Origin of the sequence: Mycobacterium sp. (genome assembly GCF_049280035.1) — a bacterium.
GTDB lineage: Bacteria > Actinomycetota > Actinomycetes > Mycobacteriales > Mycobacteriaceae > Mycobacterium.
Window position 1 is genome coordinate 1 of the sequence record NZ_JBAPPI010000211.1, and the last position, 13625, is coordinate 13625.

Annotated in this window: 14 protein-coding genes; 2 read left to right on the forward strand and 12 right to left on the reverse strand. The window is 63.5% G+C overall.

Features of this window, described 5'->3' with window-relative positions; translation table 11 throughout:
• Positions 1-103 precede the first annotated feature (103 nt).
• The 3 genes from WAN71_RS06870 to WAN71_RS06880 all read right to left on the reverse strand — a co-directional run bounded on the left by WAN71_RS06870 (position 104) and on the right by WAN71_RS06880 (position 2085).
• A complete protein-coding gene (locus WAN71_RS06870; RefSeq protein ID WP_422224649.1) occupies positions 104-382 on the reverse strand; it encodes a thiocyanate hydrolase in 279 nt (92 codons plus the stop codon).
• A gap of 105 nt (positions 383-487) precedes the next feature.
• A complete protein-coding gene (gene scnC / locus WAN71_RS06875) occupies positions 488-1192 on the reverse strand; it encodes a thiocyanate hydrolase subunit gamma (protein ID WP_422224613.1) in 705 nt (234 codons plus the stop codon).
• 53 nt (positions 1193-1245) lie between these two features.
• Positions 1246-2085 carry an SH3-like domain-containing protein gene (locus WAN71_RS06880; RefSeq protein WP_422224614.1) on the reverse strand — a complete coding sequence of 280 codons (840 nt, stop codon included), beginning with the start codon at positions 2083-2085 and terminating at the stop codon, positions 1246-1248.
• A 158-nt stretch (positions 2086-2243) separates the two neighbouring features.
• Here WAN71_RS06880 and WAN71_RS06885 point away from each other — a divergent pair, with 158 nt between their 5' ends.
• Positions 2244-3089, forward strand: a complete 846-nt coding sequence (locus WAN71_RS06885; RefSeq protein WP_422224650.1) for an enoyl-CoA hydratase-related protein — start codon at positions 2244-2246, stop codon at positions 3087-3089.
• Here the strand turns inward: WAN71_RS06885 and WAN71_RS06890 are convergent.
• The 9 genes from WAN71_RS06890 to WAN71_RS06930 all read right to left on the reverse strand — a co-directional run bounded on the left by WAN71_RS06890 (position 3086) and on the right by WAN71_RS06930 (position 12149).
• Positions 3086-4786, reverse strand: coding sequence for an FAD-binding protein (locus WAN71_RS06890; protein WP_422224615.1), 1701 nt, complete (start codon positions 4784-4786; stop codon positions 3086-3088). The genes WAN71_RS06885 and WAN71_RS06890 overlap by 4 nt on opposite strands.
• Entirely contained in the window at positions 4783-6165 is a 1383-nt protein-coding gene (locus WAN71_RS06895) for an aromatic ring-hydroxylating oxygenase subunit alpha (RefSeq protein ID WP_422224616.1), read from the reverse strand. The genes WAN71_RS06890 and WAN71_RS06895 overlap by 4 nt, the downstream gene beginning before the upstream one ends.
• 37 nt (positions 6166-6202) lie before the next feature.
• Positions 6203-7738, reverse strand: a complete 1536-nt coding sequence (locus WAN71_RS06900) for an acyl-CoA synthetase (protein ID WP_422224617.1) — start codon at positions 7736-7738, stop codon at positions 6203-6205.
• 17 nt (positions 7739-7755) lie between these two features.
• Positions 7756-8628 (reverse strand): enoyl-CoA hydratase-related protein, encoded by an 873-nt coding sequence (locus WAN71_RS06905; protein WP_422224618.1) that lies wholly within the window; start codon positions 8626-8628, stop codon positions 7756-7758.
• 17 nt (positions 8629-8645) lie between these two features.
• The gene (locus WAN71_RS06910; protein WP_422224619.1) at positions 8646-8882 is read right to left on the reverse strand and encodes a biotin/lipoyl-containing protein; all 237 of its coding nucleotides are present in this window, start codon (positions 8880-8882) and stop codon (positions 8646-8648) included.
• Positions 8875-9873 carry an alpha-ketoacid dehydrogenase subunit beta gene (locus WAN71_RS06915; RefSeq protein WP_422224620.1) on the reverse strand — a complete coding sequence of 333 codons (999 nt, stop codon included), beginning with the start codon at positions 9871-9873 and terminating at the stop codon, positions 8875-8877. The genes WAN71_RS06910 and WAN71_RS06915 overlap by 8 nt, the downstream gene beginning before the upstream one ends.
• Positions 9874-9877: 4 nt before the next feature.
• On the reverse strand, positions 9878-10816 hold the full coding sequence (locus WAN71_RS06920; RefSeq protein ID WP_422224651.1) for a thiamine pyrophosphate-dependent dehydrogenase E1 component subunit alpha: 939 nt from the start codon (positions 10814-10816) through the stop codon (positions 9878-9880).
• A gap of 50 nt (positions 10817-10866) precedes the next feature.
• Entirely contained in the window at positions 10867-11187 is a 321-nt protein-coding gene (locus tag WAN71_RS06925) for a hypothetical protein (protein ID WP_422224621.1), read from the reverse strand.
• A gap of 98 nt (positions 11188-11285) precedes the next feature.
• Positions 11286-12149 (reverse strand): mycofactocin-coupled SDR family oxidoreductase, encoded by an 864-nt coding sequence (locus tag WAN71_RS06930; protein WP_422224622.1) that lies wholly within the window; start codon positions 12147-12149, stop codon positions 11286-11288.
• Between the two features lie 232 nt (positions 12150-12381).
• Between WAN71_RS06930 and WAN71_RS06935 the strand changes: the two genes are divergently transcribed.
• A complete protein-coding gene (locus WAN71_RS06935; protein WP_422224623.1) occupies positions 12382-13599 on the forward strand; it encodes a CaiB/BaiF CoA transferase family protein in 1218 nt (405 codons plus the stop codon).
• Positions 13600-13625 lie beyond the last annotated feature (26 nt).

Below are 13625 nucleotides of genomic sequence, written 5' to 3' on the forward strand. Positions count from 1 at the left end.
TCATGGGCGGCAACCTGATGAAGCTGATGAAGGTCTCCAAGCCGGTCAAGAAACCAGTGTCAGCCTGATCCGTCGGGCGTCGCTACCTCTACCAGCGCGACCGTCAGGCTTCCAGCCTGGCCCGCACAGCGGCCAGTCGTTCCTCCAACTCGGCCTCGTCGATGAGTCCGCGACGTACAAGCGAGTGCGTCAGCGCGACCAACCGGTTTTCCGGGTAGGGCAGGCCGGAGTAGACCGTTGCCGACAGCGCGTCCTCTTCGTTACGCCGGTCGACGCTGAGTAACGATGCGCCGCAGCTGCTTTGGTCAAGTGCGTCACAGATCCCATCGAGGCTCGATTTCCACGGCGGCACCGGGTTCTCAACGCCATACTTTGCCGCCATCCGGCCCCAGACCTGGTTTCGTTCAACAATTTTCGCCAACGGCGCGATCGAGGAACCCTCGACCGGATCCAGTCTCGCTGAGTTGCTCACCGGTTACCCCGTCGCTTACTCGTTCGCGGGATGAATAGCCGGGCGGGTCTTGGTCACCGCGTTGGTCGTCACACCAACCTTCGGTAACGCGACGCCGATCAGGCAGTCGCGCGTAATGATTTCGACCAGCTGATCCTCGGTCCAGCCCTCGGTTCCCTCCGGACGCACCGGCATCACCATGAAACGGTGCTTCTGGTTCGAGTCCTCCACCCGGATTTCGACATCCTCCGGCAGGTACACACCGAACTCCGCGAGCACTTGTCGCGGCCAGCGCACAATGCGGCGGCGGTAGTTGGGTGTGCGGTACCACTCGGGCGAATTGCCCAGGATCGGACGCGGATAGCAGGAGCACAGCGTGCAGACGATCACGTGGTGCAGGGTCGGGGTGTCTTCGAGCACATGGAGCGCGGTGAAATCACTCGGTGTTCCGAAACCGGTGGGTTGCAACCAGTCGACGCCGACTTCCTTGCTGGCGGCCAGCGGATCCGCGAGGGCCAGTTTCTTGAACTCAGGACTAATCCAGGCCCGCGCCACCAGATGCGCGGCAGGGGTTGGACCGATCTGTTCGGCGAACTCAGTGAAGCGGCGGTGCTCCTCAGCGGTGAAAATTCCCTTTTCGATGCATAATTCGCGAAGCGCGATCTCCAGGACTTCGAAGTCGGTGATCTCGTCCACCATGGGCGCAGCGGTGCGTTCGTGGTCGTGATCGTGACCGGTCATGCTGAAATCCTTTCAGGATGAAGTCAGTTGGACGACGGCTTGGCTCGGCGCAGTCAGCCCGCCGGCGCGAGCCACCGCTCCGGGATCTCGGTCTGCAGGGTGTCATTGCCGGGGCCGGTGTATCCGTGCCACAACTCAGAAAGGTTGAACCGCACGATGTAGAACCACTCAGGCTTCTGGTCGGGGCCATCCCAGGTTTCGTCCTCGGCGACGGGGCTTTCGTAGGAGACAACCGCGATCTCCCCCGTGGCGCCACGAACGTACTCCTGGGTACGGGTGTACAGCAGCACGGGAAACTCCCGCACCACAACCCTGTCGCCGACCTTGAACTTCGGCTCGCCGGCTTGTCCGGCAAACACTTGCGGGTCGCCCTTGCCGACGGCGTGCATGTGGTGCCGGTTGCGGTTGACCGTGGCAGGGTCACCCTCGAACTTGGGCTTGGCCTCCAAAAGCTTTCCCCGCAGGCCGCCCGCATACCGTGCCTTCACCTCGGCCATGCGTTCGGCCAACTCACTGATGCCGATGTGGTGTTTTTCGGCGAGGACGCGCGCGACGGCCAGCAGCCAGCGCCCGTAGTAGGGCAGGCCGAGGTAGATGGTGCGGCCCAGGTCGACGTTGCCTATCCGGCGTCGTTCCTCGGACAACCAGATCCCACGCCAGCCGAGAACCTCACACATGACGTAGGTGTTTTCTTCCCACATCTCGTATTGCTTGTTCTCGAATTCCATGGGGGCAGCTGGCTCACCGCCGACATCGTGCGGAGTCTTGGTGTAGGCGGTAAATCGCTCGTGATCGATGAGATCGGGCGTGGGCGCGTCCGGGAGTTCCGGGTAGGAAGATTTGAGGCGCGCTACCAGGTCCAGATGCGCCACTCGGTCTGGCGGAGTAGTCATCTTCAGTTCCATTCGTCATCACGATCCGGGCTGTGGCCGCGCTCGCGGATTGCCCTATCGGGGCAGCGAACACCCTCAATACCACTTCACTCCGACCGCGAACATCGCGCAACCGTTAAACGAATTCCGATATGGCTGTGTCCGGTAATGTCACCGGGATGGAGCGGCGTGTCATGGATGCGGTCATTTATGAACGCGATCCACCGATTGCCCGGATCATTCTCAACCGCGGAGACAAGGCCAACACCAAAGACGCAACGCTGGTCACCGAAGTCGACAACTGCCTGCACGAGGCCGACCGTGATCGCGAGATCAAGGTGGTGATCCTCAAGGCCAACGGCAACGGCTTCTGCGGCGGGCACGTGGCCCGCTGGGGTCCCGACGAGAATCCGTATCCAGATTTCGGCGACACCTTCGAGGATCTCTACAAGGGCACCGCCGACCTGTTTTTGTGGCCGACGTTGTATCTGTGGGAATTCCCGAAGCCGACGATCTCGCAGATTCACGGCTATTGCATGGGTGGTGGCATTTATCTGGGCTTGCTGACCGACTTCTGTGTCGCGTCCGACGACGCGTATTTTCAGATGCCCCTTGCGCAGAGTCTCGGCGAGCCCGGCGGGCACACCATGATCGAGCCGTGGCTGCTGATGAATTGGCATCGCACGATGGATTGGCTGCTGCTGGCACCGACGCTGTCGGCGCAGGAGGCGCTCGATTGGGGGCTCCTCAACAAGGTAGTCCCCCGGGAGGATCTCGAGGATGTCGTCGAGGAGATGGCGCGCAAGATCGCCCAGATCCCGTTGACGACATTGATGGCGGTGAAGAACAGCGTGAAACGGGCCTGGGAATTGATGGGTATGCGGGTGCACCTCCAGGTCAGCCACATCTTGACCAACATGGTCGGCGCGGCTTCCGACGTCCAGGCACGCCGAGCCCAGCTCATGCAATCAGGCTTGAAGCCAAGGGATTTCGTGGGGCGCGACGAAACCGCGGACGACAGCTAGCGGCTCATCTGGCCGGCGACTTTGCGCCCTGCCACGTGCCGCGCGGCGACATAACCGAACACCATCGAGCTGGCGATGCTCGCGCCGGCGCCCGGATAGGTTCGGCCCATCACTGTCGCGGTGGTGTTGCCGGTGGCGTACAGGCCGTCGATCACCTGGTCCTGCTCATCGAGAACCTGTGCGTACTCGTTGGTGATCACGCCGCCGCATGTGCCGACATCGGCCGGAAGCACCCTCGTCGCGTAAAACGGCGCCCGGTGAAGCGGGCCGACGGCGGCGTTCGGCCGATACCCCGGATCACCAAGGCAGTCGTTGTAGGCCGACTGTCCCCGGCCGAAGTCGGGATCCAGACCCTTGATGGCAAACTGATTGAAGCGCTGGATCGTACGCGTCAGTTCGTCTGCGGGAAGGTCGATCTGGCGTGCCAGGTCTTCGATGCTGTCGGCACGTTTGACCGCCCCCGACTTGATCAGCTCGGACGGCAGCTGCTGGTTGCGCTTCAGCGGGTTGGCGCTGGTGACGTATCTGCGCACATATCCGTCGTCGAAGATCATCCAGCAGGGCACCGCCTTGTTGGCGTACATCGCCTTGCCGACCTCCACGTAGGAGTTCGACTCGTTGCAGAACCTCCTGCCCGTCGAATCCACATAGATGGCGCCGGGCCGCTGACGTCCCGAACCCAACGACGCGGCGGCAGCCCCGCCGTTAGCGATGAAAACTGAAGGCAGCCACCATGCTTCGTCCAGCAGATCGGTCTTGGCGCCCAGTCGCATCGCGGTTTGCAGCACCTCGCCGGTATCACCCGCGTTAGCTATCGACCACTTGGCCTCGTTGGGTTGGTCGCCGCTGTAACGCCGCCGCATCTCGGCGTTGTGCCCGAACCCGCCGGCGGCCAGCAGGACTCCCTTGCGTGCCTCGACATTCAGCGGGTTGCCGTCGCGGACGATACGCGCACCGACCACTCGCCCGTCTTCGACGATGAGGTCGTCCACGGCGGCGTTTATCCACAGCGGTGGCTGGCCGTCGCTGAGATCCATCAGCGCTTTGAGCATCTGAGCGATCAGCGAGGCGCCGTTGGTGAGGATCTGGCGCCGGCGGATCCGGGCCGCCGCGGTGCGCAGGAAAACCCGGGTGGCCACTGCGAAGGCGCGGGGCGCACGGTTGAAATACTGAACCGAACGAAGCTCGTTGGTCAGCACCGCGTACCCGTAGTTCTTGGCCAGCGGCGGCTGCACCTTGTCACTCCAGCTGCCGAGCTCGGCGGCATCGAACGGAATACCCTCCAATGCGCGGCCAGCTTCATTGCCGCCCTTATGGTTTGGGTAGTAATCGCTCCAGCCTGCGCAACGGATCAGCTGGACGCCCTTGCGGATCAGGAAATTGATCATCTCGTAGCCCGCCGTCAGGAACATTTCACGGCGCTCCGGCGACGACGGTGCGCCGATGTCGCCGACGACGTCGGCCAGGTAAGCAAGCCCGTCTTCGTGCGAGTCCGCTATGCCATCGGCCCGCATCAGCGGATTGTTGGGCAGCCAGACGATACCGCCGGACAGTCCCGTCGATCCGCCAACCAGCGCTTGCTTTTCGACGATCAGCGGCTCGAGCCCGCAGTCGAGTGCGGCCAGCCCCGCGACCATGCCGCCACCACCGCTGCCCGCAATGACCAGGTCGACGGAGTGGTCCCATTGGGTGGTCATGGCGCCTCCGCAGTGAATCCCAGATCGACAATCGGCACATCGATGGTGGTGTTGGTTTTCTGGATCGCCGGTACCAGCGTGTCGTAGGGCAATCCGGCGAGGAAGCCGTCGACGACACGCTCGAAGTTCGAGATCAGCCCTTCGATTTGCTCCGACAGGCGCATGTACTCGAACCCCTTGGAATGTAGCCCTTTTTGCTGTCGCGGCAGGTTGGAGAAGTCTTGGGCGGGGATCGGCGGCCAACGCGGGTCGTCCGGCGCCATCGGCTCGGGTGGTGTGGGCTTTCCCGCGGAAAGGTTTGACGGGAAACGGGTGAGCGACCAGATCTCGAACAGCGTTTCCTCCGGACCGAGCGGACGGATCCGGTACGACGAGGCGCTGCTGTAGGTGGGCAGGATGAAGTGGTGCGGAAAGCAGAATCCGATCGCATCGGTAATCCCGCGGCGGACAAGGTCGTTGAGGTCGGGCATGTCGCTGCCCCGCGCCCGATGCCAGCTCACGACGGCATCGTTGAGAGCACTGCGCCAGGCGGTCATCGCCTCGGCCGGATCCGACGACAGCTCGATGTGCTGCAGGCCTTCGGCGACGCGGATGTCGTTCTCGTGGGTCATGCCACCCATGCCGTCACCCAACGTGCGCATGAAGTAGAGGCTGCTCTGGACAATGGGATGCACTGCCGGAGAAGGCGCACCGGTCTGCGCGGACGGCAGCAGCTGCGGATGAGTCTGCGGAACGTGGTAGCCCTCCATGAACGCAGCCGTCGCCAGCTTCCAGTTCACCGGCAGCCGGCACGACTGCCACCACTCGACGCGCAGCGACTCGACCTTCCAGGCGTCATAGATCGACGCGAACGGCTCCATGCAGTCCCGTAACGCCGGCGCGTCGTCGTCGAGGTTGATCCACGCGCACCCACCCCACAGTTCGCACCTGACCGACACGAGTTGCAGATCGTCCGGACACAGGTTGTCCTCTGCGAACACCTCGGGTCGCAACACAAATGTGTTGCGACCGTCGATGCCCCAGCACCACCCATGGAACGGACAGACGAAGGCGCGCCGATTTCCGCTGCCCTCCACCAGCTTTACCCCGCGGTGGCGGCACGCGTTGTGGTAGGCCCGGACGGTTTCGCTGTCGACTCGCGCCACGATGATCGACTGGTCGAGGATTTCGTACTCCACGAAGTCACCGGCCTTGGGGATCTCCTCGAGCCGACACGCCATCTGCCACACCCGCGGCCAGAACAGCTCGGTTTCCAGCGCGTAGAAGTCCGGATCGTAGTAGCGCTGCTTGGGAATCCGATCGACGGCCTGAACCGCCCAGGGCACCGGAAGCGGTTCCCAGTTCACATCAGTTCGTCCAGTGGTTGTTGGGTTGGCCATCTCACTGTCCTCTTCTTAGCTCAACCATTCTGTTGGCTCATAAGATCCGTGATACCCGCCCTTGCCAGTAACGTTCGCGGATACGCCTCTTGTAGAGCTTTCCGTTCGGGTCCCGCGGCAACTCCGGGTCGAATTCAACTGTGCGCGGGCACTTATAGCCGGCGAGGTGTGTTCGGCAGTACTCGATGAGCTCGGCTTCCAGGTCGGGCCCAGGCGTGACGCCCTCGACCGGTTGCACGACGGCCTTGACCTCTTCACCGAACTCGTCGTTGGGAACACCGAACACCGCCGCGTCGACCAGTTTGGGATGCATGATCAGCAGGTTCTCCGCCTCTTGCGGATAAATGTTCACCCCGCCGGAGACGATCATGAATGTCGATCGGTCGGTCAGGTACATGTAGCCGTCCTCGTCGACATAGCCCATATCTCCCAACGAGCGCCAGCCGCGGTCGTTGTACACCGACGCGGTCTTGGCGGGGTCCTTGAAGTACTCGAAGTCGGGTCCACCTTCAAAGTAAAGCTCGCCGGACTGCCCGACGGGAAGCTCCTGCCCGTCTTCGCCGACCACGTGCACCGGGGCCATTGGTATACCCACCGAGCCGGGATGAGCCAGCCACGCTAAAGGCCCGATCGTGGCACCCGCGAATCCCTCTGTCCCGCCATAGTATTCGTGAATGATCGGCCCGAACCACTCCATCATTGCGTGCTTGACATCCACCGGGCACGGCGCTGCAGCATGGATCACACACGTCAGGGTCGAGACGTCGTATTTCTCACGAACAGCCTTCGGCAGCTTGAGCATCCGCACGAACATCGTCGGTACGAACTGCGCGTGGGTGACCCGGTGCGTCTCGATCAACCGCAGCACAGCCTCCGCGTCGAACTTGCGCATGATGATCGCGGCGGCGCCAACACGGTTGACCGCCATCGTGTAGTTCACCCCGGCGGCGTGATACAGCGGTGCCGGCGACAGGTACACGCTCGCACGACTCATGCCGTACTTGTGGATCAGCGCCATCTCCAGGACTGACTGGGCCCACGAGCCGTTGCCATCAGTCGGGAGCGGTCGACGCACGGCCTTGGGCCGCCCGGTAGTGCCCGACGAGTACAGCATCTCCGACCCGTCCGACACTGGCGGCACATCGCCCGCCGTCGCCACGGCGTCGTCGTAGGATCGCCAGCCCGGGAGGTCTCCGCCGACCGCGATGTGGACGTTGACAGTGGCATTCCCGCTGCGCAGATGCGCGGCGAGGTCGCCCATCGACGCGTCGACGAACACCGCCTTTGCGTCTGAGTCGTCAATGACGTAAGCGACTTCGTCGGGCGTGAAGTGGGTGTTGACGGCGGTGTAGTAGAGCCCGGAACGCTGACAGCCCCAGGTGATTTCGAAGAACTCGGGCCGGTTCGGCAGGACCAGGGCCACGCCGTCGCCGCGGCGCAACCCGGCGCTGTGCAGTGCCGCGGCGACCCGTTGGCTGCGGGCATTCAACTCGCCGAACGGGACCGAGTCGCCGTCCGCAATGATGAGGGCCGGCGACTCTGCGGCGCTGATCGCGTGATCGGCGATGTTCACCAGCAGACCTCGAGAGATTAAGTGGCCGTTGCGCCATCGGTCGACGCGGCCGCGGCCGCCTGACGTCGCGCGTGCTCGGACGGCAACACCTTGTCCTTGAACACCTGCTGAATCAACTGCTGCACATCCTTGCTGATCGAGGCGAGCGCGACCAGGTCGTTGGAGCTCTGCCAGTGCACCCGCATGCCCATCAGCTCCCAGGCCCGTTTGAGGTTGGCCTTGGTGAGCATCAGCGTCGTCAACGGTGCCTGGGCAATGTGGCGGGCGATCGCGTCCACCCGGTCGTCGAGGTCCTCCCGCTTGACCACCTCGTTGACGAGGCCGACCTCCAGCGCCTTCTTGGCGTCGATCACCTCGGCGGTGAACAGATAGTAGGCGGCGCGGCGCCAGTTCATGAACACCCAAGGCTCAATGGAACATTCACCGGATGGCATGCCGAACCCCTGCAGGGGCGGGTAAGAGAAGTAGGCGTCCTCGGAGGCGATGACGATGTCTGTGGTCAGGCCCATGTGCGTGCCGCCGCCCACACAGTATCCGTGGACCTGCGCGATGGTGGGCTTGGAGAACTCCCACAGATTCAGGGTTGGCTTGACGAAGAGATCCGACTGCGCCTTCCACGGGTGGCCTGTCACCATGGCGTTCTCGACGAACGCCGGATAGTCGACGGCGTTGTTGCCGATGGCGTGCCCGGAGCAAAATCCCTTGCCATTGGCCTTCAGCACCAAAACCTTGATGTCATAGTCGCGGTCGGCATCGAGCAATGCGGCATCGACTTCTTCGGCCAGCTTCTGATCCTGGGCGTTGGCCTTCTCAGGCCAGTTGAGGGTGATCTTCGCGATCGGCCCATCTTTTTGGTAGATGATTCTTTCGCGGGTCTCGTTGAGATCCATCTGTTCGTACCCTTCCTCTATGAAGTGATGACGCCGATTTCTGCGCCGATGTCGTACGTCGTGCCGACCTGGCCAGTCCACTGCACGGTGCCCGAGGCCCCGGCCTCGATTTCCTGTTCCACTTTCTCGGTCGCGATCACGTAGATCGGTGTGCCCTCTTCAACGTGCTGCCCGGCATCGACCAGAAAGTCGGTCAACTCGGCCTCTGCGACGGCCACCGATACCCGCGGGATGCGAATGACGAAGTCAGCCATGGATATTAGCCCTGTCCAAAGTGCGCTGTATTGCTTTGACAATGCCGGCCGCCGACGGGTAGACCTGCGCCTCCAGCGCGGCCGCGGCAGGGTTGGGGACGAACCTGGCACCCACCCGCTCGACGGGCGCGGCGAGTTCGCCGAACAGTTCGGACTGCAGGATCGCGGCGATCTCCGCTCCAGGACCGGCGAATTGCACTGCATCGTGGACGATCACGGCTCTGCGGGTACGGCGTGCCGATTCGACGATCGTCTCGACGTCGAGCGGCACGAGAGTACGCAGGTCGACGACCTCCGCGCTCACATCCTGGTCGGCCAATGTGGCCGCGGCCGCGAGGGCTTCGTGCACGCTGCGACCGTAGCTGATCACGCTGACGTCGGTGCCCGCTCGCTTGATGTCGGCTTGGCCGAGCGGAATCGAGAACCCGGGTTCGACGGGCACGGGTCCCTTTTTACTTTGCAGTCGCACGGTTTCGACGAACAGGCAGGGGTCCTCGTCGAAGATCGCAGAAGTCAATAGGCCTTTGCCGTCGCGTGGGGTGGACGGCACGATCACCTTCATGCCGGGGATGTGCATGAACCACGCCTCCAGGCTTTGCGAGTGCGTGGCACCGGTGGCCAGACCCGCATACACCTGAGTGCGGACGGTGATCGGCGCCGTCGTTCGCCCGGCGGTCATGAATCGCAGTTTGGCGGCGTTGTTGATCAGCTGGTCCGCAGCGATCCCGATGAAATCCATGATCATGATCTCGGCCACCGGCAGCAGTCCGTCGATGGCGGCGCCGATCGCGGCGCCGACGATCGCGGCTTCCGAGATCGGGGTATCCAGCACGCGGTCGTGGCCGTATTTCGTCGACAACCCTGCCGTCGGCCCGGTCGCTCCGGGATCGGCGATGTCCTCGCCGAGCAGGAAGACGCGATCGTCGGCCTGCAGGGCCTCGTCGAGCGCGAGGTTCAGCGCCTCGCGCATCGTCATCTCTTTATCTTCCATGCCTTTACACCGGGAACTTGATCGGGGTTGCGTACACGTCTTGGTCGAGCTCGTCGATCGACGGGGAGTCCGCGCTCATCACGGTTTTCAGCGCGGCTTCGACCGTCGCTGCGGCCTCGTTTTCGAAGCTGTCGAGCTCATCGCCACCGCAGATGCCGGTGTCGGCGAGGTGGTCGCGGAATCTCGGCACCGGATCGGCGGCGATCGCCGCGGCCAATTGGTCTTTGGGGATATACGCCATCCGGTCACCGAAGTAATGGCCGCGAAAACGGAAAGTCACACACTCGATGAACGTCGGGCCGCCGCCGGTGCGGGCCCGGTGCAGGGCTTCGTCGAGCGAGGCTTTGACGGCTAGCGGGTCGTTGCCGTCGACGCGTACACCCGGCATGCCGTAACCGGCCGCCCGCTCGGAGACGTGTTCGAGCTTCATGGTGTCGGCGGTCGGCGTCATCTCGGCGTAGAGATTGTTCTGGCACACGAATACAACCGGCAGATCCCACAGCGCGGCCATGTTGGCCGCTTCGTGGAATGAGCCGGTGTTGGTGGCGCCGTCACCGAAGCTGACCACCGTGACCCGGTCGAGGCGCTTGCGTTTGGCGGCCATCGCCAAACCCACCGCCACCGGCGGTCCGGCCCCGACGATCCCGGTCGAAAGCATCACGCCCTTATCGGGTTTGGCGATATGCATAGTGCCGCCCTTGCCCCGGCTGGCGCCGACGGTGCGGCCCATCATCTCGCCGTAGATCTCCTCGAGCGGGACGCCCTTGCCGATCAGATCGTGCAGCCCCCGGTAGGTCGTGACCAGCTGGTCGTCGGGTCGCAGCGATACCCCCATCGCCGCGGCGATCGCCTCCTGGCCGCGCGACGGCCAGTACACGCACATGAACTCGCCGGTGCCGATGCCTTTCGAAAGCCGGTCGTCGGCCGCCTTCATCAGCACCATCAGCGAATAGATGCGCTTCTGGAGCTCTGGAGCTACCTCTACGATCGAAGTCACTTTGTGTAGGAGCCGATCTGCCCATACACCTTGGGAATTGGCGGGGTCTCCATGTTGAGCAGCTCCAGCGACGACATCTTCCCGCTGGCACCGAGCTCCCCCAGCCGTTGCACCACCGAGTCGAGGTCGTCGCAATCGAGCTCGTAGATAGCGATGAATGGGCCTTTTCCGTCGGTGGGCGCGAACCGGCGCGCAGAGACGATGCCGTCCACCGAGCAGATCTCGGCCAGATGGGTGTCGTTGTACCACTTGTGGTAGTCCTCGACGCGGTCCGGCGACACCGGCATCGACTCCAGGTAGATGATCCCTTTAGGCATGCGCCCACTCCTCCTCATCGCTTCGCTCTGCATCGTCGTCGGCGGTGGGCATGCTTACCTCTCCATTTCGGTTGGGCTGCAGTTCGATTGACTGAACGTCATGCGCCCGACCACGGCTTCACCTTGAGGAAGCCACCGGCGTCGACGCGCAACTGCTGGCCGGTGATGTAGCGCGCAGCATCCGAGGCCAGGAATAGCACGGCCTCACTGATGTCCTCGGGTTCGACATAAGGCACCGGCATCGCCTGCACCAGCGGGAAAACCGGTTCGGCGTCTTCTCGAGTCGGGTTCTTCAGGTCCGGCCGGAAGGCCCGGTACATCGGCGCGCTGTGCAGCATGTCGGTGTTGACGTTCGTCGGGTGTACTGCATTCATCCGGATGGAGAACTTGGCCAGTGCCAGCGCAAAATCGTTGACATAGTGTGCGGCAGCTATTTTCGCGAACGCATATCCTGCGCCGCCGGGACCGCCGTCGATGCCGGTGGTGTTCATCGACGACATGAAGGCCGCGTTGGATCCGATCACGATGATCGAGGCCCCGGCCTGCAGGTGTTTAAGGCTGGAATGCACGAGGTTGAGCACGCCGACCAGATCGACGTCCACCGCGTCGGCGAAGGCCTGCGGCGGCAGGCCCGCGGTCAGCGGACAGATTCCTGCGTTGGCGATCACGATGTCGAGGTGACCCAACTCCGCGACGCCCCGGTCGATCGCCGCGGACAGGGCGGCGCGGTCGCGGACGTCGGCGATTTCGGTGAAGACGCGCTGGCCCTCTTTCTCAACGAGCCGGGCGGTTTCGTCGAGGTCCTCCGGACGGGCTAGCGGGTACTCGTTCGTTTCGATGTCCGCGCACAGGTCCACCGCGATGATGTCGGCGCCCTCGGCGGCGAGCATTCGGGCGTGAGAGCGGCCCTGACCACGCGCGGCTCCGCTGACCACAGCTACCTTGCCCGTCACTCTGCCCATCGCCGGTCCTTTCTCAGCACTGTTAAAGACGAACCACACTGGGGCTCAGGATTTTTCACGCGAGTGCCGGGAAAACCAAATGCGGCGCTGACCCGGCCATGGGTTGGGGCCGGACGAGCGTTGGACTCCATCGCATCTCTTCCAGGACGCTGCGTCGTTGCAGTACAGGCTGACAAATACCTATAGTATCTATACTACCTAAAATAGAAAAGACACCGAAAAGAGTGGGCAAATGTCAGGGGTGCTCAGTGGTGTCCGGGTCGTCGAGCTGGCTTCCTGGACGTACGTCCCTGCTGCCGGTGTCGCCCTGGCGGACTGGGGCGCCGAGGTCATCAAGGTGGAGAGCGTCGTCGGTGATCCTGGCCGGGCGCTGGTGGTCGGAGGGTTCACCCGGCAAGCTGCACGTGCCGATGCCGACTTCATCCTAGAGCTGAGCAACCGCGGAAAGCGAAGCATCGCTTTAGATCTCAAGAGTGAGACCGGTCGGCAATTCTTCGGCCGACTACTGGCCGACGCCGACGTGCTGCTCACCAACTGGCTCCCGGCGGTGCTCGAGCGGGCACGTCTGACGGTCGAGGACATCCGCGCGTTCAACCCGAACATCATCATCGCCCGCGGAACCGGGTTGGGTGTGCGCGGCCCCGACCGCGACCGCGGCGGCTTTGACGCCGCCACCTATTTGGCCCGCGGCGGAGTCGCCTACACGCTGACGCCGTTCGGCACCGAGAATCCCGCCGTGCAAGGTCCGGCCTTCGGCGACCTACAGGCCGGAATCACCCTGGCCGGCGGAGTCTGCGCAGCACTGTTCCACCGCGAGCGCACCGGGGAGCCGACGATCGTGGATTCGTCGCTACTGGCCCAGGCGATGTGGAGCATCGCGCCGTCGATCTCGGTCGCCGACCTCTTCGGCATCGACGGCATCCCGGGAGCGCCGCCGGGGCTGGCGATGAACCCGCTGGTCAACCGCTACAAGACCAAGGATGACCGGTGGATCCAGTTGGTGTTTCTGCAGCCGGACAAGTTCTGGGCGGGATTCTGTGAGCGGATCGGGCTGCCGGAACTGGCCACCGATGAGCGCTTCGTACCGTCGTCGAATCTGGTCGCCAACGCCGCCGAGGCGACCGCCCTGATCGGCGCCAAGTTCGCCGAGAACGACCTGGAACACTGGCGCCAAGCACTGGCCGACGAACCCGGCGTGTGGGCGCCGCTGGCCACACCCCGTGAGACGCTCAACGACCCGCAAAGCAAACCCAACGGCTACCTGATCACCAACGTCGACGACCAGGGCGTCGAGTACGTAATGGTGGCTGCGCCAGTGCAGTTCGATGAAACGCCACCTGGTCCGGGGCGCGCGCCCGAACACGGGCAACACACCGAGGAGATTCTGCTCGAACTCGGCTTCGACTGGGACGACATCGCCAAGGCCAAAGACAGCGGAGCGATCCTGTAGCCTGCCCCTCGAACGCGAATCTTGTG